The 21,985-nt window shown below is 41.3% G+C and carries 15 protein-coding genes; 1 reads left to right on the forward strand and 14 read right to left on the reverse strand.

The annotated features are described in order from the left end of the window. Nucleotides 1-282: 282 nt before the first annotated feature. The 8 genes from BDD43_RS01130 to BDD43_RS01165 all read right to left on the reverse strand — a co-directional run bounded on the left by BDD43_RS01130 (nucleotide 283) and on the right by BDD43_RS01165 (nucleotide 14,867). Nucleotides 283-2,874 (reverse strand): glycoside hydrolase family 2 protein, encoded by a 2,592-nt coding sequence (locus BDD43_RS01130; RefSeq protein WP_121195813.1) that lies wholly within the window; start codon nucleotides 2,872-2,874, stop codon nucleotides 283-285. A gap of 319 nt (nucleotides 2,875-3,193) precedes the next feature. Continuing rightward, a complete protein-coding gene (locus BDD43_RS01135; RefSeq protein ID WP_121195814.1) occupies nucleotides 3,194-4,705 on the reverse strand; it encodes a glycoside hydrolase family 32 protein in 1,512 nt (503 codons plus the stop codon). A gap of 3 nt (nucleotides 4,706-4,708) precedes the next feature. Beyond that, nucleotides 4,709-6,280 (reverse strand): glycoside hydrolase family 32 protein, encoded by a 1,572-nt coding sequence (locus BDD43_RS01140; protein ID WP_121195816.1) that lies wholly within the window; start codon nucleotides 6,278-6,280, stop codon nucleotides 4,709-4,711. A 55-nt stretch (nucleotides 6,281-6,335) separates the two neighbouring features. After that, nucleotides 6,336-7,751: a DUF4945 domain-containing protein gene (locus BDD43_RS01145; RefSeq protein ID WP_121195817.1), complete on the reverse strand. Its 1,416-nt coding sequence runs from the start codon at nucleotides 7,749-7,751 to the stop codon at nucleotides 6,336-6,338. Nucleotides 7,752-7,777: 26 nt separating this feature from the next. Next, the gene (locus tag BDD43_RS01150; RefSeq protein WP_121195819.1) at nucleotides 7,778-9,481 is read right to left on the reverse strand and encodes a RagB/SusD family nutrient uptake outer membrane protein; all 1,704 of its coding nucleotides are present in this window, start codon (nucleotides 9,479-9,481) and stop codon (nucleotides 7,778-7,780) included. A 28-nt stretch (nucleotides 9,482-9,509) separates the two neighbouring features. Beyond that, complete coding sequence (locus tag BDD43_RS01155) at nucleotides 9,510-12,599, reverse strand: SusC/RagA family TonB-linked outer membrane protein (RefSeq protein ID WP_121195821.1); 3,090 nt, start codon at nucleotides 12,597-12,599, stop codon at nucleotides 9,510-9,512. Nucleotides 12,600-12,616: 17 nt separating this feature from the next. Then, on the reverse strand, nucleotides 12,617-13,522 hold the full coding sequence (locus tag BDD43_RS01160) for a PfkB family carbohydrate kinase (protein WP_121195822.1): 906 nt from the start codon (nucleotides 13,520-13,522) through the stop codon (nucleotides 12,617-12,619). Nucleotides 13,523-13,532: 10 nt separating this feature from the next. Further along, on the reverse strand, nucleotides 13,533-14,867 hold the full coding sequence (locus BDD43_RS01165) for a sugar porter family MFS transporter (RefSeq protein ID WP_121195824.1): 1,335 nt from the start codon (nucleotides 14,865-14,867) through the stop codon (nucleotides 13,533-13,535). Nucleotides 14,868-15,206: 339 nt separating this feature from the next. Between BDD43_RS01165 and BDD43_RS01170 the strand changes: the two genes are divergently transcribed. Next, the gene (locus tag BDD43_RS01170; protein WP_121195826.1) at nucleotides 15,207-17,984 is read left to right on the forward strand and encodes a hybrid sensor histidine kinase/response regulator transcription factor; all 2,778 of its coding nucleotides are present in this window, start codon (nucleotides 15,207-15,209) and stop codon (nucleotides 17,982-17,984) included. A 214-nt stretch (nucleotides 17,985-18,198) separates the two neighbouring features. Here the strand turns inward: BDD43_RS01170 and BDD43_RS01175 are convergent, their stop codons facing one another. The 6 genes from BDD43_RS01175 to BDD43_RS01195 form a co-directional block, all read right to left on the reverse strand. Beyond that, nucleotides 18,199-18,807 carry a hypothetical protein gene (locus BDD43_RS01175; protein ID WP_121195827.1) on the reverse strand — a complete coding sequence of 203 codons (609 nt, stop codon included), beginning with the start codon at nucleotides 18,805-18,807 and terminating at the stop codon, nucleotides 18,199-18,201. Nucleotides 18,808-18,824: 17 nt separating this feature from the next. Next, nucleotides 18,825-19,718 (reverse strand): relaxase/mobilization nuclease domain-containing protein, encoded by an 894-nt coding sequence (locus tag BDD43_RS01180; RefSeq protein WP_246001398.1) that lies wholly within the window; start codon nucleotides 19,716-19,718, stop codon nucleotides 18,825-18,827. Nucleotides 19,719-19,740: 22 nt separating this feature from the next. Next, nucleotides 19,741-20,157 (reverse strand): plasmid mobilization protein, encoded by a 417-nt coding sequence (locus BDD43_RS01185; RefSeq protein WP_121195831.1) that lies wholly within the window; start codon nucleotides 20,155-20,157, stop codon nucleotides 19,741-19,743. A 255-nt stretch (nucleotides 20,158-20,412) separates the two neighbouring features. After that, on the reverse strand, nucleotides 20,413-20,700 hold the full coding sequence (locus tag BDD43_RS29650; RefSeq protein ID WP_147425540.1) for a hypothetical protein: 288 nt from the start codon (nucleotides 20,698-20,700) through the stop codon (nucleotides 20,413-20,415). Beyond that, nucleotides 20,697-20,966 carry a helix-turn-helix domain-containing protein gene (locus BDD43_RS01190; RefSeq protein ID WP_121195832.1) on the reverse strand — a complete coding sequence of 90 codons (270 nt, stop codon included), beginning with the start codon at nucleotides 20,964-20,966 and terminating at the stop codon, nucleotides 20,697-20,699. Before BDD43_RS01190 ends, BDD43_RS29650 begins: the two co-directional genes overlap by 4 nt. 129 nt (nucleotides 20,967-21,095) lie before the next feature. Beyond that, a complete protein-coding gene (locus BDD43_RS01195; protein ID WP_121195834.1) occupies nucleotides 21,096-21,869 on the reverse strand; it encodes a hypothetical protein in 774 nt (257 codons plus the stop codon). Nucleotides 21,870-21,985: the final 116 nt, after the last annotated feature.

The following is a 21,985-nucleotide window of genomic DNA, read 5'->3' on the forward strand; positions in this document are numbered from 1 at the left end:
ACTTACAATATTTTACCTGGTCTATAATTTGATACGCACCGAATTACTAACCTTTTTTTTGATGCAGATTGATACAAATCTTTACTTATAAAAGTATGGAACTGGTACTACTATACCAAGCTTCATTAAACGGTTTTCCAACATATATCATAAAAATTAATAACTGATTTTAATTAACCCTGTGCAGATAAAAAAGAATTTGTTTCATAAAATCATTAACAGGATAAATAATCTAGTTTAGGTAAAACTTAACTTTTTTGTTTTTAATTAATAAATCTGTTATCATTGGCTTTTTCCAAATACTTCAACCTCATTTAAAACTGCTTGTTTATCTAAAGGCACATCGATAAAAATGATCCTTAAAAACCTGGCCTCGGGTGCTTTACTGATGGTGATGGCCCGCTTTCTATCTGTTTGGTGGCTAGCAGGAGCGGTATAAATATCCGTCCATTGCAGCCCATCGAATGAGACCTGCATTTTGTACCCAAAATCGGTGTCATTAGCAAAATATAGGTTCACTCTGGTTATACTGGTCAAGCTTTCCATATCTACCTGCCACCAATTTTCGATAGCGTTAGGCATGGCAGCCCAATAAGTTGCTACGTCTTCATCATCGGCCATGCCCGCCGTGTGTCCTTTCGCTTCGCTGCTGGCTCTTGTTGGTTTTTGGAAAATGATATTGCTTTTGCTCACAGTAGGCGAAAAGTTTTTATAGTCGCCATATTTAATGTAAGGTACATATGCGTTAACCTGTGTTTTGCCGGGTATAAAAGCGGGTAGTCCTTTGGTTTCGATGGTAATGAAAGCATCCTTTAAGCCCGGCGAACTTGCCCTTACCCTACTCGTGCCACCATAGTACGAACGGAACTCAATTGCTGCCTGCCCGGCGCGGATCGCAATATCCGATGTTGCCGAAAAGTTGATGATATTTCCAGTTGGAAATTCGCCCGGTCCAGATTCAAGCGTTAGCGTAACATCGGGCGAATTGCTGACCGCTTTGCCACTCTTATCCAAAACCGTAACTATCAGTTGTACATCATCGGTACCATCGGTATTACTGATGGTTTTTTTGTCGGCAGTTAACGACAATGCTGCCGGGATACCTTCAACAGGCCATTCCGGTGGTGGTATGTGCAAATATTCATTACGGTACCAATACCACATACGCTTTGGCAGGCGAAAGTAATCTATCATACCCATGTGCCCAAACTTGCCGTCACCAAAATGAGTTCCGTAGTCAAAAGCGCACCAAAGTACCTGCCCGCTGCGCCAGTCAAGTGGTGTGCCCTGCACATCGCCAAAACCGGGGATATACCTACCTGGCCGGTCCGCCAATGTCGAACCGTATTCGCTAACTACATTTGGTATGCCGGGGTTAATATATATCCTTGCGCCGTCACCGTTGTAGCCAGCAACATCACCTTGTTTATCTATACCTCCGCGTTGTGAACCTCCAATAGCTACTTTACGTGTCGGGTCAAGTTGGTGCGAATAATCCGCGAGTTCTTTTAAAAATTCTTTGACGCGCGGCTTTGTCGAAGTTTCCGAAAAAAAGACCTCGTTGCACATACTCCATATCACTACCGAAGGGTGATTGCGGTTTACCCGGATCATTTCGCGCAAGCTGGTTCTTACACTTTCTTCAAACGGCTTTTGGTCTTCCGTATGGATCGGGTATGCGCCTGACCGATCGTACCAGCTTCCTTCCTTTGTAAAATTACCAGCTGCCCAAAAATCATTCTCCGACCACATCATCACACCCAGGCTATCACAGGCGTCGTAAAAAGCCGGGTCGTGCGGGTAATGCGAGCCTCGAATAAAATCGAATCCGGCACCTCTCACCAAATTAACATCTCGCATAAACCCGGTATTGGTTACGGCGCTTGCCCACCCGGCATGGTCCTGGTGCACGTTAGCACCGTGAAAGTAATAGTGTTCGCCGTTGAGGAAAAAACCTTTATCGGCTGTCCACTCCACCGAGCGGAAACCAAATGGTGTTTCGTAGGTATCGACCAACAATTCGCCAGCGTACAACTGGCTTACAGTTTTGTATAGATAGGGATGTTGAGGATGCCAAAGTTTTGGGTTGGGGATAGGCTGGCCTGTTTGGTTGAAGTTGGCTGTAGTGCCTGCGCCTATCTTCATCGACGATGAAAAGCTATCGACAATTTTGCCCCCTGGGTCAATAACAGAAGTTTTAAGTACGTATATCTTTGTTGAATTACTTTGATTGGCTACCTCTGTTTGAACGTTTACCGTACCCGATGCTCTCGATAATACTGGTGTTGTTACAAAAGTGCCGTACCATGTAACGTGGGCGGTATTAGTCACCACCAAATACGCGTCACGGTAAATGCCACCGCAAAAATTATGATCACCATCTCGCGGCGCAAGCTGTGGGTTCCACAAATTGTTCAGCCGAACGGCCAATACGTTTTTTCCCTGCCTTACAGCATCAGTAACATCATAGCTAAAGCCGGTGTACCCACTTTGATGATGACCCACAGGTTTGCCATTCACAAATAGCTCCGCATCCCGAAATGCGCCTTCAAACTCAATAAATATCCGTTTATCTTTCCATGCATAGCCCACATCAAAATATTTACGGTACCACCCGTAACCGGTATACCATTGTCCGGTTCCAAAATAGGGTGTGCTAAAGCTATGCGGCAGGTTAATGTTTTTCCAGGCCGTATCCACGTAACCAGGTTGTGCAGCGTTTTGCTGATCACCAAGTATAAATTTCCATTCCCGATTGATGTTTATCTTTTCACGGGGTGGAATTTTGATTTGCGCGAACGATAAAATCACAATATTGAAAACCAGAGAAAAAGATAAAAAAATACTTCTGATGGGCCGGGTAAGAAAATTCATAAAAGTACTATTTTAGGTATGGTTGGTTTGCTGAAGGTTATCCAACGGACGAAAATTAATTATTCAGCGTGGCATGTCCATCATGCGCTGTGCTGAACTATTTTACAAATCGTATTTAAACATACAGCAAGGTTTGTAGCAATTTAATGATTTTCGCATTAAAAAAATCCAAATTTAATATTCCCGTTTTATTCCACCTTTAATCAAGCAGAACATCAAAAAAAATCAGCAATATTTATCATGTTGCTGATGGCAGGTAAACACTACTTAAATAAAAATTGCTTTGCTCTTAATATCAATACGCTTTAGAGCTACTTCATTATTTCCAAATAGATTTCAAAGGAACTATTTCAAGATTTTTTAGGATAATGCCTTTGTTGTTAACCAATGTAAGGTGTGTAAATGGTTGATGGGGGAAAAATAAGCAGCTCATTACACTTAAGCCATTATCAGCAAATAACTCTACAGACGAATAATCGAATACCAGTTCGATATCCGAATTAGAAGTTATTGCTAAACGCGGCGCATAAACTATTTTGGCAAAATTTGGATTGAAATTTACAACACCCGATTTTGTTCGATCAATAAAATAATGCTTTTTTTCATCGTCATAACCGATCAATATCTGTTCACCGGCATCGTTCTGGAATTTTAGCGTATGAGTGGTTAATTTATCCAGGCTAAATTTCATTTTGAATTGGCCCGGCAGCTTTTGTTCAAATTTAAATTCCGGCTGGTTAATAGATAATGCTGCTTTGCTCACCACTGGTTTCAAGGCAATTGCATCAAGCTCTCTTACAATGTTCGACACCAAAATAAGTTCTCCATTTATTTTAGTTAATGATAACTCGCGCGGCAAAGTCATTGCATTACGCCATTTTTCGGTAGGTAACTGGCCTGCGTACTCCCAATTACTCATCCAACCTAAAAATATTTTTCGTTTACCGGTATTGCTCCAGGTAATTCCAGCGTATTCATCCGGGCCATAATCCGCCCATTTGCTATCTTTATTTAGGGGCATAAACGTGCTTCCATCAAAATCGCCCACAAAATATTGTGTTGCCGAGCCGCCGTTGGGGCCTCCAGGATTTAAATTAACAACAAGTACCCAATAAGTTTTACCTTCAAACGTAAGCGGGAACAAATCGGGGCATTCCCACACACCTCCATGCGCACCTAAATGCTTCCCAAATTCACTTTCTTTTTTCCAGTCCTTTAGGTTTGGGGAAGAGTAAAAGGTAATATGATCTAACGTAGCCAGTGTCATGATCCATTTCTTTTGCCTGGCATACCACATTACTTTAGGATCGCGAAAATCTCTAATTCCAGGGTTTTTCAATACGGGGTTACCTCTGTATTTCACCCATGTGTTACCTTCATCTAAACTGTAAGCAATACTTTGGTTTTGAAAGTCGTTCCTTCCGGCCCTTTCAGCTTTCGGATCATGGTGGGTAAATATAGCCACGATCGGTGGTTTTCCCTTGCTGCCAAATCCGGAGGTATTATCCACATCAACTACCGCGCTGCCCGAGAAAATATAGCCAAGGCTGTCGGGATACAAGGCTATCGGTAGTTCTTTCCAGTGCATAAGGTCTTTACTGGTGGCGTGCCCCCAGTGCATCGGGCCCCAATTAATACCACCAGGATAATATTGATAAAACAAATGATAGGTACCATTGTAGTAAACCATCCCGTTGGGATCATTTAGCCAATGTTCCTTTGGAGAAAAATGTACTTGCGGGCGATATAGCTCTTGATATTTTTCAGTTTCCTGACCAAAAACCTTGAACATCATTATAACTATTATCGATAAAAGAATTAACTTTTTCATAACCTATCTTAAACTTTTATTGATACCTTTTACTTTAAAGTTACTTATTACCGACGCATTACCATCTCCTTGCAATTTCAAGTCGGTGTATTGGTAATTAGGGAAATAAATAGTCGTGATAACTTTTTCGCCGTGGTCAACAAATATCTCTATCGATGTTTTATCCACTAAAACCTGAAAGTCTGTCGGGAGACCTGTTTTTGGGATATAAGGGCAGGTAATTTGCTGTTGAAACTGCGTATTAAAATCAATGTGACCCGATTTGCTCCTGTCAACACTTAATAACCCGCTGGCTTTATTGTACGTTAATGCAATCTTTTCAACAATATTCCCTATGCTTAAAGTTAAAGTGTTTGTTGAATTCAGGTCGGCGGTAAAATCAATTTCATAGCTGCCACTACCTATTAGTTTACTATTTAACATTTTAATAGCTGTGTTTGCCCCCTGCGCGGTTGTATCGGGGGTACTATTTTTATAATTAGACAACTCCAATACCGGTTGCGACCTTAACACAGCACCAGCAGTAGTACTAACAAGCGAAAGGGCCCTTGGTACAGTCATGGTGCTACGCCATGTTGTTGTGGGTACTTGCTGCGCGTAGTTCCAGTTGCTCATCCACCCAATTGCCAGTCTTCTTCCGTCGGCAGCGGGTATATTGTTATAAGTTACCGTGGCATAATTATCAGTCCCGTAGTCCATCCAGTTAACTGTATTACTATCGCTTGTAAAAGTAGTCCCATCAAAATTACCTGTAAAATATTGCGTAGCCGAACCGCCGTTGGGTCCACCAGGATTAACGCTCACCAGCATTACCCATTTGGTTGTTGCAGTACCATCTACAGGTAGTTGAAACAAATCCGGGCACTCCCAAACACCGCCGTGCGCACCTAAATTTGCACCAAACTCACTCAACAAACTCCACGATTTAAGATTGACCGACGAATAGATTTGCACTTTGTTGCCCACAGCCAATATCATTATCCATTTTTGCCCTGCGGCGTACCAAAATACTTTCGGGTCCCTAAAATCCGGCACTCCTGCATTAGGCAAAACGGGGTTGTTGGCATACTTGGTCCAGCTTGTTCCGCCATCGTTACTGTAGGCTATGCTTTGTTGTTGCTGTGAGCCATTAAGCGTATAAACAGCTATTAATGGGTCCTCAGTTCCAGTTTTAAAACCGGCTGTGTTTGCAGCATCGGCAACAGCACTTCCCGAAAATATTGTTCCCGAATTGTCGGGTGCAAGCGCGACAGGTTGATCTTTCCAATTAAAAAGATCGGTACTTGTGGCATGCCCCCAGTTCATTGTACCCCAAACGCTGGCATTAGGGTTGTATTGATAAAACAAATGATAAGTACCTTTATAATATACTAAGCCATTTGGATCGTTCATCCAATGAAGCGATGGGGTAAAATGATATAAGGGGCGGTAATCGGCCTCTTTCATTGTTACCAAAGATGCCGTAGAATCTTTTATGGTATTGATAATTGATGTCCCGCCATCAGTACCACTCTTTTTACACGCAAAACAACAACTCATGGCCATTGCGATACAAAACAAACTTAGCTTATTCATAATGATGTTTGTTAACGTTAACCTTCCGGCGTTTAACCGGAAGGTTAATCATTTCTTATTTTGTTTTTAAATAATCTATGGCATTTTTATACAAAAGCTCGATGTTTGACTGGTAGGGATTAGTACCTGAGTTTTGGTTCCATTCAACAGCACCTATGCCAATAAATATCGCGGAACCCTGATAATCGTTCATGGGTTTGAATTCCAGTATTCCGGCCATATAGTAATCGCCTATACCATCCCACTGGCCTAACCATTCCACGTTGTTATCAGTAACGAATTTGGTATATGCTGCTTCGTTATTGTTAGGCCCGAGTTTCAGAAAATCAGGAATGGTAACAATAACATCGTTATGATTTTCTTTCCAGCCCGGCCCGATGGTCGGGAAAGTAATCCTGCTATCGCCCTGCTTGGTCATTGTAATTCCTTTATACAAAGGATGCCCGCTTTGGTCGTGTTTTTCATTGATATTGACACCTACACCCCATATATCCGGATTATTGCCACCAGGTCCGGAGTCGACACCCATAGGGTAGCCTACTGTCATTCTACCAACTGTCCACAGGTATTGTACGGCATATTGGTTTAGTAACAAACTGCCACCGTTTTTATAAAACTGGGTCATTTTTGCAACCACGGCAGCATCGGTAGCTATAGCGGGTAGGCTTGTTGTACTCACTAAATCATAGTTCCACCAAATCACCCTGAACTGGCTCAAATCAACCGTCCCGTTTTTGACCTGGCTAAACGAAACGTACTTTGACCGTGTGTAGTTTTTAAATAACCATTTGGCACCCGCCACCTCATCATCATCACCGGTATTTAACAACGTAAGCGAATCGGTATACATACCAATATAGGCTACGCTTGTTGCACCAACTTTAAATGGCAGTATAACGGTGTTGGATAACTGATTACTGCTATTAGTGGTTACAAAAGTGATGTTGTAGGCCCCTATAGGGACGTTCTTAAACTGGTACGATGTAACAGTAGGCCCAACATCAACGGATTGATTACCCATTTTTATAGTGATCTTAGTAACCGGCAAATCAGGCGCTGTCCAGCTAACTGTAACATTGTTATCGGTTTGTAAACCACTTGCGTTTTTTACGGGTGCAGCTCCATCCCTTGTAAACCGAACTATTTGCCCTAAGGAACTGTTGCCGTTATTGTCGCTAACTTTTACAATAAATACGTATTTTTTATTGGTTTGTACAATACCATATTTAAAAGATACAGCATTTGCAGCAAGAGTTGTTGTGTTTGTGCTATCGTTAACTGTTACAGTTAAAGGGCCGTTGCCTTGAGGCAGGTTCCACGACAATAGTACCGAATCGCCAAGCAAGGTATATTTTAAATTTGATACCGGGTTTAAATTTGCCTCTTTAACCGCAATGGTATTTTTTTGGCAAGATGAGCACCATAGGCTTATGCCTAACAGTATGATGTAAATAATTTTATAGTTTTTCATTTTGACTTACATTTTGGTTTTAATTACTATTGTACATACCCGTTATTTTGCTTGTAAAGCCCATGGCTAAAGGTGATCTGGTTAAGCGGTATCGGTAAATACTCGTCGCGGTTCTTTTTGAAAAGTCCGTCTTTCAAATAAGCCCTTTTGGTTTTTTCGGTAGTGAAATAAGTATTCAAATAAGTATCGGCTATGCCCCAGCGAACAAGGTCAAAAAACCTATAGCCTTCCATGGCAAATTCAAGCCGGCGCTCCATTCTCAGTGCCTCACGGGCGTAAACTTGGGTCCAGGTGCAATTAATGCCTGGTTTGTAAGTATTTATGTTATAATTAGATTCAAAGTTACCATTAGCAAGTTTTAGCTGCCCGGTGCTATTTTTTGCCCTGGTACGTATTTGGTTAATTAAAGGTAGTGCTTCATCCTGCCTGCCCAACTCTATTAATGCTTCTGCTTTCCAAAGCATCACATCGGCGTAACGAATAAGTATCTTATTTTTATCGCTTGCATAAAAAGGACCGTTCTGGATATATTGGTTTTTTTGCACATTCTCTTTCAACGATGCGAAATAACCATAAATAGTAGGGGTTCGGTTCCAACTGGCCAAATACAAGGTATTAGGATCATATTTATAATTATGGTTTGGTATCGCTATGGTATGGTCCAAACGGGGGTCTACCGTGTTAACCGAAAGATCCAGATCGCTGTTGTTGTAGGTACTTGTCATCGGCAAACCATCTGTGCCGGTTTTATAAGCATTGGCTAAATTTTGACTTGGTTTATGGAAATCGCAACATCCTACGCCCTGTGGGGTAGATAGCTCATCGCCAAAATCCAAACGGCCAAAAGGTGTTCCATCATTGCGTGAGTATTGAATAGCGAAAATAGACTCTGTTCCGTTTTCTGTAGCAAGTGAAAAATTGTTGGCGAAATCGGATTCCAAACCGTAATTAGAACTTAATACTTGTGTAGTAAGCGACACAACCTGGTTTAATTTATCGGTGTTTATACCGGTTACGTTGTTCTGATCGTCTTGAGTATAAGCTTGGTATAATCTTGTTTTAGCCAGGTAAGCAAGAGCGGCGTATTTATTAGCCCTACCAACATCTGTTTGTGAGGAAGGAAGGTTATCAACTCCATTTTGAAAATCTGCAGCAATCTTGTCCCACAACTGATCATTGGTTAATTGCCGGTTTGATATGTTAGCATAATCGTTGGTATTAACGGTTTCATCAATATAAGGAATAAACTTGAACAGTATCTTCAGCTGAAAATACCAGAAACCGCGCAAAAAGTGCATTTCGCCAAGTCTCGTTTTCTTTAGAGGATCGCTATCCGGAAGTGCATTAAGGCTGGTAATAGCAGCGTTGACCCTCGAAATGGCTACATAATATTGAAACCATATTCCGTCAAACGGCCCGAGGTCACTTCTAACACTTGAGAAGATTTCCACAAAGTAAAATTCCTGGATGTCACTTTCGTCCCTACCGCCTTTGTAGGCGTCACCCGATCGTACATTACCGTATGGCCAAAGGCTTACCGGGGTAGTGTAACCATCATTTTCTAACGATGCATAAGCTGCGGTTACAAATTGTTCGGTACCCGAGCTTACTTGGTCGGCGCTGAGCACCGCTTTGGGCGAAACATTCAAAAAATCTTTTTTGCACGATACCAGTGCCGTAATGAAGATCATTGAAAATGTCCATTTTAAGATGTTATTTATCTTTTTCATGATAATATTTTAATAGACTTGTTTAAAACTAAAAGGCTACTTTTATCCCGGTCGTAATCATAGTAGGAATAGGATAACCGTATGATGGTATTTCGGGATCGACTCCGCTGAAACTTTTTGATTTTATAGTAAACAGGTTTTGCCCACTTACATAAACATTAAAGTTGCTGGCTTTAATTTTACTTAACAGATTTTTAGGCAGACTGTAACCTATCTGTAAATTTCGTAGTTTTAAATACCTCCCGTTTTCAATATAATAGGTAGAAAACCTGCTTTCGTTATTGCGGTCGGTAAGCGTTAGTGCCGGAATAGTTGAATTGGGGTTTGAAACCGACCAGGCATTTAAAAGGCGCGTTCCTTTGTTGGAACCGGTTTCGCTCACACTCCAAAAATCAGTAGCCGATTTGATGTCCTGTACATTAATTTGCTGGTTGCCAACTCCTTGGAAAAACATCGTCAGATCGAAACCTTTGTACGAAAAATTGAAATTAACACCATAGGTATAATCGGGAGTAGGGTTAAATATCCAGGCCTGGTCTTTTTCGTTTATCACGCCGTCGCCATTCAAATCCTTGTAACGGATACGGCCAAGGCCTTTACCCAACTGATCGGCCGAAGTAAGTACCTGATCGGTTGTGGTAAACAAGCCATCGGCAACGTAGCCATAACCCGAACCCACTGCATGACCAAGAATGTTATCACCGGTTCCGTTTCCACCGTAACTATTAACAACCTCGGCAGGTAACGAAGTAAATTTGTTGCGATAAGTTGCAATATTTCCGGTTACCTCGAAGTCAACTTTGGAAGCTATCCTTCCCCTGTAGCCTATTAGAAACTCAAAACCTCTATTTTCTAAACTGGCACCGTTCACCGTGCGGTTACCGCCCTCACCAATTACAGCTATGTAAGCTGGTGTGATAAGCATATCCGACGTTTTCTTTACAAATACATCAACAGAACCAAATACCTTTTGCTCCAGGAAGCCAAAGTCCAAACCCAAATTAGATTGGGTAGTTGTTTCCCACTTCACATCATCGTTGCTACGCTGAATGATTTGGTAGCCCGATGGCAAATTACCCGAGCCGCTTCCCGAAAAATTGTAGGAGGTACCGTTATAATTTGTTGCATATAAAGTTTTGCTTGCTGTAGCCGGGATATTATCCTGATTACCGTTTTTACCGTAACCATAACGCAATTTCAGGTCAGAAATAAAACGAACATTATTTTTGATAAAGTCTTCGTTATTGATACGCCAGCCTACGCTAAAGGCAGGGAACAAACCGAATTGGTTATTGGTACCGAATCTTGATGATCCGTCATACCTTACCGTTGCTGATGCCAGATATTTTTCGTTGTAAACGTAATTTACTTTACCGAAGTAAGACAGCAAACGATATTCTGAAGCCCCGCCGCCATTATCTTTTAGCCCTGTACCTGCATTAAGATACATGTAATTAGGGTCTTCGCTGGCAAAGCCCTGCCGGCTTGCCGAAAAATCAAGATTGTTTTCTTTGTAAGCCTCAAAACCGCCTAACACATCAATACTGTGTTTGCCAATTATCCTTTTGTAATCCAGCGTATTGGTCCACGTTAACTTTGTTGTGTTCGAATTCGTCATAGTTACCTGATTAATCGGATTATTGAGATAACCCGAAACATACGCTAATTGCATATTACGCATAGTGTAGTTTCCATAATCAATACCTAAGCTTGATCTCAGGTGCAAACCGTTAATAACTTCCAGATCGGCAAAAGCGTTACCAAACAAGCGTAAATAATTATAGTGGTTCTGCTTGTTATCTTCCAGCAGCCTTACCGGGTTTTGTCGGTCGTTCATACCGCCATATGGTCCGCCCCAACCTATCCCGTCAACAGTATGTACCGGTATAACGGGTAATGCCTGTAACGCAGCATTCAGCGTGTTGCCCTGCACCTCTTGTGTGGTGCTGGCCGTAAAATTCTCGCCAATCAGTAGCTTATCGTTAATTAGCTTGTAATCGGTATTCATTCTGGCTGATATACGCTTAAAATCGGTAGTTTTAACTATGCCCTGGTTATCGGTATAGTCCATCGAAAAAACACTACTTCCTTTATCAGTACCATGCGCCACAGACAAATCGTAGTTTTGCGAGATACCTGTTTGCGAAATTTCCTTAAACCAATCGGTATTAGCCGTTTTCATCGTCTTTGCAGGGTCAATGTATTCGGGAATATTGATCTTATTGAGGCTGTACGTTCCATTTGCATTCTGCTTCCAGTCAAACTGATAAATCAGATAACTACTTAACGGACTGCCTCCATAAGCAATAGCGTCGTTCGCGCTGGCTTGCCATGCAGCTTTTCCATATCCTTCGGCATCTAATACATTAAGTTTACTTTCATAGAAAGAGTAACTCCGGCGTGCGTTAGCATTAACCTGTAATTCGCCTTTTTTAGCTTTTTTAGTCGTAATAATAATTACGCCACTGGCCGCCCGCGAACCGTAAATAGAGGCTGATGATGCATCTTTTAAAACCTGAATGCTTTCGATATCATTAGGGTTTAACTCGTGCATACCTGCTGTTGTAGCCACACCGTCTATCACATACAGCGGGTTTGTGCCATTGATAGAACTGATACCGCGGATAAGTATATTGACATTGCTGCCACTTGGCGATCCATCTGTGTAAATAAGCATACCCGGTACTCTTCCCTGCAGTGCCTGTATTGGGTTGTTGTTAGGCATTTTTTTCAACTCTTTTACGTCGACCACAGATACAGCACCTGTTAAATCGGCTTTCTTTTGTGTTTGGTAGCCTGTAACTACCACATCACTCAGCGTTTTACTTTGCTGAAGTAGTTGAATGTTATGGACACTTTGCTTTCCAACTTTAACTTCTAAATTGTCGAACCCGACAAATGAAACAACCAAAATGGCATTTTCATCGGAAACGTTAATGCTATACGCACCTTTAATGTTGGTTGAGGTTACAGTACTTGTACCTTTAACCATAATAGTTGCACCGGGTAATAATTCATTTTTATCGTCAGTAACGGTACCCGTAACCGTTCTGGACTGACCGTAGCTCCATAATGCTACTGAAAGCATCAAAGAGATTGTTAGTAATAGTTTTCTCATAATGGTTTATAATTGGTCTAAAAAGTCTTGCTCTTAAAGTTTACATATTCAGATAATCGGTACTCCGGACAACCTCCTTTCTTGGTAGCGATAAAGGCCCCCATAGCCACCGCATTTTTTATGGTTGTTTTTGGTTCGTTGTTTAAATAATGGTTGGCTATAAAAGCGGCCAGGAAAGCATCGCCGCTCCCAATAGTATCCTTTACCTTAACCTCGCTACCCCATGCGTTATAAACTTCATGGTTTTTATAATAGGATGCACCAAATTCGCCCTTGGTGACGATGACCTCCTGAACGTTAAAGTAATGTTGTATAAATTTAACCTGCGACGCTTCATTACCGAGTGCCCCCCTGAAAAGGGATTGTGCCATCTCTAACTCTGCCTGATTAAATTTTACGATATCAGCCTTATGTAAAAGGGTTTCCAAAAGATCGCGATTAACAAATGGCGGACGTAAATTGATATCAAATACCTTAATAGCGTTGCATTCCAATATTTTCAATAGGGTTTCCCTTGACGTGTTATGACGAGACGACAAGCTTCCATAAATTAAATAAGTAGAGGGCTTAATCTGGTTTTTTATTTCATCAACATTGTTTATAAAGTCCCAGGCAACCGGGAACACTATCTCATACGATACTTCGTTCCCATTATTCATCCGGGCAATTACCTCACTGGTGGGGTATGTAACATCCCGCTGCAGCATATGCTTTTTAATTTGCCAATTATCAAGCAAGGCTTCAAGTTTATCGCCGTTGGCGTCATTACCTATACGGCTAACTATGCTGGTGTCTACACCAAGTTTATTTAAATGATAGGCTACATTTAGTGGTGCCCCGCCAGGCTGCGGGCCATCGGGTAACATGTCCCATAGTATTTCGCCATAGCAAATAGCGGGTGAACTGTGATTTTCTGATATCATTATCTGTTTTTTAGTGCATCAATACAATATTATCTTCTATTTGCTCCAAAGATTTTCCTTTGGTTTCCGGCATCAACCTCCAAACAAATATTAACTGCAAAACCATCATGGTGCCGAAGAAAGAAAAGGTAATGGTACCCCCAAGCTTTTCTGCGAAATAAGGAAAGCTGAAAGCGATTATAGCTGCCATGATCCAATGCGTGGAACTACCCAGCGTTTGGCCTTTTGCCCGTACCTGATTAGGAAATATCTCTGAAATAAACACCCAAATAACTGCCCCCTGCGAGAAAGCAAAAAAGGCGATGAAAATCATCATATAAATAGGGATGGCAAAACCATTAAAGTTGCCTTGATAAAAGGTAAAGCTCACCATAAATAGTGCTGCGATAAGGCCAAATGAGCCAATCACCATCAGTAGCTTCCTTCCAACTTTATCGATGATATTGATTGCCAATAGCGTGAAAATGAAATTGATAATTCCGATACCTACGGTAGATAATAAGGAAGAGTGAGCACCGAGGCCGGCCATTTCGAAGATACGAGGCGCATAGTAAATAATAGCGTTAATACCTGATACCTGGTTAAAAAACGCGAACAGAACAGCCAGCATAACCGGGGTTTTAAATTGCCCTGAAAATAAATTGTTGCTATTTGCAGACTGGTCGCTCTCCAATTTTGAATTTTGGATAGCGATCAGTTCATCTTCGCAGTTTAACGGGTTGATCACTCTTAAAATACGCAGCGCCTTATCCATATCCCCTTTTTTGAGGATCAGCCAGCGAGGACTTTCCGGAATAAAACGGATCAATACCAGGAAAATAAGAGCCGGAAAAGCTTGTACACCCAGCATCCAGCGCCATGAAGCTTCGCCGCCTTGACTAATGAGATAGTTAGATAAATAAGACACCAGGATACCCAGTACTACATTAAACTGGAACAAGCCCACCAAGCGGCCACGGCGGTCGGCAGGTGAAACCTCGGATATATAAATAGGTGCCGTTACCGACGAAGCACCGACGCCTAAACCGCCCAAAAAACGGAAAGCTAAGAAGATATACCAGTTGTCGGCAAGGGCCGTACCAAGTGACGAAAGCAGATAAGCAGCCGCTACAAAGTATAAAGTATTTTTCCGCCCAAATCTATCTGAAGGCTTAGAACCCAGCAGCGAACCGATAACAGTACCGATAAGCGCAATAGAAATGGTTAAACCATGCTCCAATACCGAAAGGTGCCAAAATTGCTGGATGGATTTTTCGGCGCCGGATATTACTGCCGTATCAAAGCCAAATAAAAAGCCGCCAAGGGCTACGACCATGGACCATGCCAGGACGGAATTATTTCTCATAATATATGGGTGTTATTGGTTAACAGTTCGAAAGTAGGCCGAACAAACCCACAGAAGTGATTGATTTTATAACAAAAATCTCTAAAATTTTAACTTTAAATAACTTACTGTATATCAATTACTTATTTAGACACAGGTACCTCAAATTTAAATTAATCTCTGCCTATGTTACATCAATGTTTGCTTATGTTACATCAGGGCTTATACACGGGGCGTGTTGTTAGTAAGGCAATTTGTTATCCGGGTACTTTATATTTAATTTTAGGGCGGCAATTGTTTGCTAACCAGTTATAATGCGGCTCACATGGCCGGGCTTTTTAATGTTTAACGCAACTATAAATGTATAATCAGGTATCTTTCTTTACGCGACAGTTTGGATTTTGGATATGCCTGATCATCGCAATATCCGCTTGCAGGCCTGTAAACAAAAAAACACAGTATGTAATCGGCTTTTCTCAGTGTGTTGGTTCTGATCTGTGGAGGAAAACCATGCTCGACGAAATGAAAATGGAGCTTTCCCTCCATCCCGGTGCCGATTTTGTATATGCCGATGCGGAAGGCAACAGCAAAAAACAGATTATACAGGTAAAAAACATGCTTGAACATGGTATCGACCTGCTCATCATCTCCCCAAATGAAGCCCAGCCCCTTACCGAAATTGTGGAACAAACCTATAATAAAGGTATCCCTGTAATAGTTATCGACCGTAAAACGGCATCATCGCTATATACCGCTTACGTAGGCGCCGATAATTATCAGTTAGGCAAAATGGCCGGAGAATACGCGGGCACGATTTTGAAAGGGCAGGTTAACCTGATTGAAATTATGGGGCTACCCGGATCGTCGCCGGCAATTGAGCGCGACCGAGGGTTTATTGATGGTATTAAAAAATTTAGCAATATTAACATCCGCGATAAAATATATGGGGACTGGCTGAAGAAAAACGCAAAAGAACAATTGCTAAACATTAAAAACAAATTGCCTGGTACTGGTGCTGTTTTTGCACACAATGATGTTATGGCGGCGGGCGCGCGCGAGGTATTGAACAGCCTGAAACTGCCGCGGAATATTAAGGTGATTGGCATTGATGCCTTACCGGGAACAGGCGGCGGTCTTGAATTGGTTTCGGACAAAGTTTTGGATGCCAGTTTACTTTATCCAACCGGCGGTAAGGAAGCTATCGTGACAGCCTTTCATATCCTTAATAAAGAAGCCTTTTCAAGGGATAACATCCTACAATCGCTCGTAATTGACTCTACCAATGTGCAATTGATGAAGGTGCAATGGAACAAGATAAACAGCCAGCAAAAGGATATTGAAAAACAAAAAAGCTTACTCGAAGAGCAAGAAGCAGTTTATAACAGCCAGCAGGTGATTTTAAACATCATTGTTATCACCTTGGTTTTAGCTGTTATTTTCGGGGGACTGGCTTTTTACTTTCTGGTAGAAAACCGCAAGGTTAATAAAAGCCTTGAAGCTAAGAATACCGAAATACTTTCACAACGAAACCAACTCATAGAGTTATCCATAAAAGCGGAGGCGGCAACTGAAGCTAAGCTCAATTTCTTCACCAATATATCGCACGAGTTTCGTACGCCGCTCACATTGATCATCTCACCTATTGAGGACTTGATCAAGAACGACAAGCTACAAGCCTTAGCGGGAAGACAGTTGCAACTGATCCATCAAAACACGTACAGGCTGCTACACCTGGTTAACCAACTGATAGATTATCGTAAAATTGAATACGATAAACAGCAGTTACAAGCATCAGAAAATAACCTGGTGGTATTTTTGAAGGATATTGTTGACAGTTTTAGACAATATGCCCAAAAGCTAAATGTAGATATTCAATTTATACCACGTGATAAGGAAATTAAGATTTGGTTTGATGTCAATATGCTGGACAAAGTTTTTTTTAACCTGATATCCAACGCCATTAAGTTTAGCCGCGAGAAAGGCCATATTCAAATCAAAATCCAACAAAATGATGGGAAAGTGCAAATAGCCATAAGCGATAACGGCATTGGATTGGCACCTGATGAAGCTTTAAGGATATTTGACCAATTTTACCAGGTTGACCACCATGATGGCAAAGGATCGGGAATCGGGCTTTCGTTATCTAAAGAGATTGTCCAGCTCCACGGTGGCGCTATTGCTGTAGAGAGCCAAAAATGGAAAGGCACCACCTTCACTGTTTCGCTACCGTTAGGGGACGCGCACCTACAAAAAGAGCAAAAAATCGAACAGTTATTAAACCAATCGGACATAGTTGCCAAATCAAAAGTTTACCAGGTCGAGGTCATCAAATCGGACCAAACTAATTCAGCGGATGTATTTAGTCAACCAAAAGAATATTCTATACTTATCGTAGAGGATAACCCTGAACTGTTGCTTTACCTGAGCGAACAACTTGCTAAATATTATGAGATTTTTGTAGCCAATAACGGTAACAACGCTTTAACGGAAGCTTATGAAAAAGTTCCGGACCTGATTATTGCCGATGTAGTTATGCCCGGGTTTTCGGGTAAGGTTTTGGCCGAAAAATTAAAATCCGATTTGCGAACTTCTCATATTCCTATCATTTTGCTCACGGCCCAGGTAAGTGTTGAGCAGCAAATTGAGGGTATACAATCCATGGCCGATCTTTATATCACTAAGCCTTTTAATTTCGATTACTTATTAGCCAACATACAGAACCTGATACGCAACCGGGTAATTTTAAAAGAACATTTTACGAGTGACATCAGCAGTTCCGAAAAATCACAAACACCCAATAACCTGGATAAAAAGTTTTTGAGTGATTTTTCTGGTATAGTGGAGCAAAACCTTTCGAACGAAAAATTTAATGTGGATGATATTTGTAAAGTTATCGGCATTTCGCGGGTACAGCTTTACCGAAAGGTAAAAGCCCTTTTAGGCTGCAGCATAACTGATTATATTTTAAACCGAAGGCTTAAAAAAGCTAAGTATTTACTCGGCAATGAGGGCTATACTATTGCCGAAATAACCTATATGGTTGGTTTTTCAAATCCGAATTACTTCGCAACTGTATTTAAAGCCAAATACAACTGCACACCCAGCGAATTTAGAAAAAACAAGGTCTCGTCCGGATAAATTAAAGTTGATATCGCTCCTGCGAGGTAGTACTGTAGACGAAGAATTGTGATGAATAATAATTCTATAATATGTAAATACCGACGAATGACACGAAAAATTCCTTAATTCTTTGTAAGGTACTAGAGAATTTCCCTTCCACATTGTTGAGATAAATACTATTTTTTCCTCAACGAGATTTGAATATACTGAACGCAGCAACGCATCCTTATAACTAAATATTTCTTTTCTTACGTTGGTTATTACCGTGATTTAACTTTGTTTTTGGGTGCTCATCCTTGGTTAACCAATTCGCTTCCATTTTCGCCAATATTCTTTTTGCTTCCTCCGGATTGTGTAAATAAATACTATCAACCCAATTGGTAATCGTGGTACCCACATGTTTTGCCAAACGGTACTTGATATCTACAGCCTCAAGTTTGTTATTTTCTTTCCATAAATGACAGCTCAAACCTGTAGATAGTGCTACCACTATTAACAAAATGATCCCGGAAATGATAAAGCCTTTGGTTTTGTGGTCAAAGGTATTGATAAGCTTAAGCGGCAGCATTTTTCTTATATCCTCTAGTATGCTTTTCGTTTCTACCAAAGCGGTCTGAATTTGTTTATCATGGTTGTTACCACTTTTAAATTGACTGATGTTGTTTTTTAGTTCGTGATGATCATTTTGATATTGCTGTAGAAATCGATCAAAATTTTTAGATAGGGTTTCAAATTGCTTAGTATAATCAGATAGATTGGCTAACTGTTTACTTAATCCTTCAACCTGGATCACGATACGGTCAAGGATTTCGTCGTTTATGTTTCTATCTGAATTTTCCATTGTTTAATTTGCTACTGTTACCTGCTGATTTTATGGCTCTCATGCGGTTTCTTTTTTCTCTTCCTTTTTCTTTCGTCAGTATCGTAGATGTTTGGCATCGGATCTACATAATCCGGTTCCAGTAAAACTTCAAGTAAGGACTTGCATCCGGTGTTAAGTGGTTGAGTGTAAATCGGAATTTGTATTTGTTTAGGCTCGTGTGTTGGCTGCTGTTGCTTTGCTTGCTCTGATTCATTTTGCCATTTATTCTGCTCAATGGCCTGGGTTAATCTGCCGAAACTCAAACTGCGGTCTATTTCCGAACCTTTGAACTTATATTCGCCCTTGCTGAAACTGATACCTTGCACTTCTTTTGTACCACTCTTGAATTTGTAAATCATTTCAACGCCTCTGGTCGAAAGTATTTGCTTTAACTCATCCAAACTTCTAACTTGCTTACTTAATTGTTTGATCGTGTCGAACAGTTCGTACTTCACTTTATCGGCGCCCTTCAACTGCTGGCGATTGACCTGCATTTTATTTTCAGCCATAAAGAATCCATACTTCAAAGTCAACTCTTTGGCGACCTTGATATTTTTGATGTGCTGGAAATTATCGCGTATGGTTTTGCCATTGTTATCAACCCGGTTATAGATGATATGAAGGTGTGGATGACACTTATCCTGGTGCCGGACAATCAGTACCTGCGTTTCCTGAATTTTCATTTTTTGCAGGTATTCTTTTGCGATGTCTGTCATCACCTCATCATTCAATTTTGGTATGTCATTTTCGCTCCAACTCAAAGCTATATGACCGACAGCCTGACCCAAATTTGGATTCATTTTACGCTGCATATTGAAGTCGTTAATCGTGTGCGCAATATTGTCGATGCGGATGCCATCGGCATCCAAAATCGTTGCCTCTTTTTTCATCAGGTTATACTGTAATAATCCCTTAAAGCTTTTCCCCGGTTTTGGTATTTTCCCGATCATGCCTGTTAAAATATTGGATAGCTTCGTCTATCTGAATCAGTAACTCGTCGCACCGTCTCGCCACTATTAATATCCCCCCGGTGTGCGCCAGCTTGGTTAGTTGATTTAGGTTGTTAGCCATACCTGTAATAATGTGCAACAGTTCCCGGTCCTCCCGGCTCAACAATGGAACAATCTTAGAAGTGATCGCAACTCTGCGGAACCAGTCAGCCATCCGCATCCGTGCCTCCTTAGCTTTTGACTTCACGAAGAATAACTCTGTATTCGTCAACCTGATCTTAACTTCCCGGTCACGCCGTATTCTTTTCTTCGGCCTTCCTCCTTTATGCTTCGGCTTGATACCTGTGTCTGCTTCTTCGCCCTTTCCCAAAGTTTCCATCTTGTTTTGTTTTTTCCCCTCACCGGAACTTTTCGATATTCAATTCTTATTTTCACCTTATGAGACCAACGGGAGCATAAGGCAAGTTTGCCCCTTGCCGAAGGCTTGGGGGAGTTTTGCGGGTACGCAAAACACAAACTTGCTTCTTATCCTACGATATAGTTGTCCCGCTGTTTAGCTGTTCCGTTGCTAAGCATTCGCTTGGGTGTTTTTTAGGCAGACGTTTGTTTTTATTTGACCATGGATAATTACCCTTTACAAGTCAAGCAAGGTTACCTGGCTTCCCGTTCGCTTGCTGTACGACGGTTCGTAAAGAATAAACCTCCGGTTCATTAGTAGCTTTATGCAATCGTGATAAGTAGCGATTGACCGGATACCGGATAATGCCATTAACCGTTTTCGTGTTACCCTGAATGGTAATGTGTTGCCCTGTTCCTGCCAACATGAAAGCATGGCGGTATACAGGCTAATGTGGTATGGATTTAGCCCCCCGGCTTGTTGAACTTGCTTTAAGAAAGCTTCGACACTAGGTTTATTTTTCACCCGTTAACCCCTTTCTCCAATAGCTTGGTGATGTCCTCCTGTCGGTAATAAAGCATGCCACCGATCTTGGTGAAAGGTAGCGTTCCGTTGATGCGCAGGTTCTGTAATGTGCCTGGCGAAATACCGAGCAAGACTCGTACTTCCTGGCTCTTTAACCATTCTTTTCCTGTGGGTTTAACCTTACCGATCAAGGCTTCTTTGAGTTCCTGTACCAGCTCTGCCTTGAACTGTTTGAGGTCTTCTTTGGTAATAAAATCTATCTGCACTTTTCCCTCCGCTTTTTGTGATTAACGTTGGCGAAAGTAGGGTGGTAAAAGCGGAAACCAATGCCCATCAGTTCACGATGGTCATGTTTGAGAGGCGAATAGGAAGGTGTTGCGGCAGATTGGAATCTACTAAATTTTTTTGTCGTCTTTTTTTACGAGATTAGGATTTGGAACAATAATGAATAACTGCTTGTCTTCCGGCACTTCGGTCTTCATCGTATCTGTACCAGATATGGGCGTAAAATAATTCTTTACTGTTTCAATTTTGATAGGGTCGCCACCATCGGTAAAGTACTTACTGATCATTTTATAGTAGGGACTTTTATGGTCGCACTTTACCAAGTCGCGGGTACCGTTTACTTTTAAATTTTTAAACTTTAGGAATAAGTCAATCACGGTCGGCAGGTGTCCTTCGTCTATTCTGATTTGCTGCACAGTTTCATATTCGTTTAGCAATGCTAATCGATCCTCCAACTTTTTGATTTGTTCTCTTTGAGCAGCAATGGTTTTTTCCATCTCAGCATTGATCACACTGGGAGGCCGGGCATTCCATTCATCTATTCTTGCCATAAATTCGTGGAAGGCATTCAACTTGTTGATGTTGATGACGTCTTTGGGGTGGTCGCTGCTGAAAGGATTCTTTCTTTTCAAATTATCTATCCGGTCCTGAACAAGAGCCCACACGATTTTAAAGAACTGGTCCGCTGTACCCTTACCTTCTTTAACATAATCATCCGCATGGTGGAGATAGTACGCTTCGTATTGGGCTTTGTCAAGTTTGTATAACTTATTGACAAAATGATTGTCTTCGTGGCCTTGCCATTTTCCAAATGGGTGGCCGATATCGAATGGATGTGGTCTAAAATCAAGGAAATTCTGGTGCTTAAAGTTATACTGACTCATATCGCGCTTTTAAAAAAAGCCACAATTGTTATTCCAATATATTCACCAGTAAGCTATTACCGTTAAAAATAAAAAACCCGGCATTTTCAGCCAGGCCCTTTACCCAAAACAGGATT

This window comes from Mucilaginibacter gracilis, from assembly GCF_003633615.1.
Taxonomy (GTDB): Bacteria; Bacteroidota; Bacteroidia; order Sphingobacteriales; family Sphingobacteriaceae; genus Mucilaginibacter; species Mucilaginibacter gracilis.

Coding starts and splice junctions, on each gene's coding strand:
- BDD43_RS01130 (WP_121195813.1), bottom strand. CDS start 2,874: ATGAATTTTCTTACCCGGCCCATCAGAAGTATTTTTTTATCTTTTTCT.
- BDD43_RS01135 (WP_121195814.1), bottom strand. CDS start 4,705: ATGAAAAAGTTAATTCTTTTATCGATAATAGTTATAATGATGTTCAAG.
- BDD43_RS01140 (WP_121195816.1), bottom strand. CDS start 6,280: ATGAATAAGCTAAGTTTGTTTTGTATCGCAATGGCCATGAGTTGTTGT.
- BDD43_RS01145 (WP_121195817.1), bottom strand. CDS start 7,751: ATGAAAAACTATAAAATTATTTACATCATACTGTTAGGCATAAGCCTA.
- BDD43_RS01150 (WP_121195819.1), bottom strand. CDS start 9,481: ATGAAAAAGATAAATAACATCTTAAAATGGACATTTTCAATGATCTTC.
- BDD43_RS01155 (WP_121195821.1), bottom strand. CDS start 12,599: ATGAGAAAACTATTACTAACAATCTCTTTGATGCTTTCAGTAGCATTA.
- BDD43_RS01160 (WP_121195822.1), bottom strand. CDS start 13,522: ATGATATCAGAAAATCACAGTTCACCCGCTATTTGCTATGGCGAAATA.
- BDD43_RS01165 (WP_121195824.1), bottom strand. CDS start 14,867: ATGAGAAATAATTCCGTCCTGGCATGGTCCATGGTCGTAGCCCTTGGC.
- BDD43_RS01170 (WP_121195826.1), top strand. CDS start 15,207: ATGTATAATCAGGTATCTTTCTTTACGCGACAGTTTGGATTTTGGATA.
- BDD43_RS01175 (WP_121195827.1), bottom strand. CDS start 18,807: ATGGAAAATTCAGATAGAAACATAAACGACGAAATCCTTGACCGTATC.
- BDD43_RS01180 (WP_246001398.1), bottom strand. CDS start 19,718: ATGAAAAAAGAGGCAACGATTTTGGATGCCGATGGCATCCGCATCGAC.
- BDD43_RS01185 (WP_121195831.1), bottom strand. CDS start 20,157: ATGGAAACTTTGGGAAAGGGCGAAGAAGCAGACACAGGTATCAAGCCG.
- BDD43_RS01195 (WP_121195834.1), bottom strand. CDS start 21,869: ATGAGTCAGTATAACTTTAAGCACCAGAATTTCCTTGATTTTAGACCA.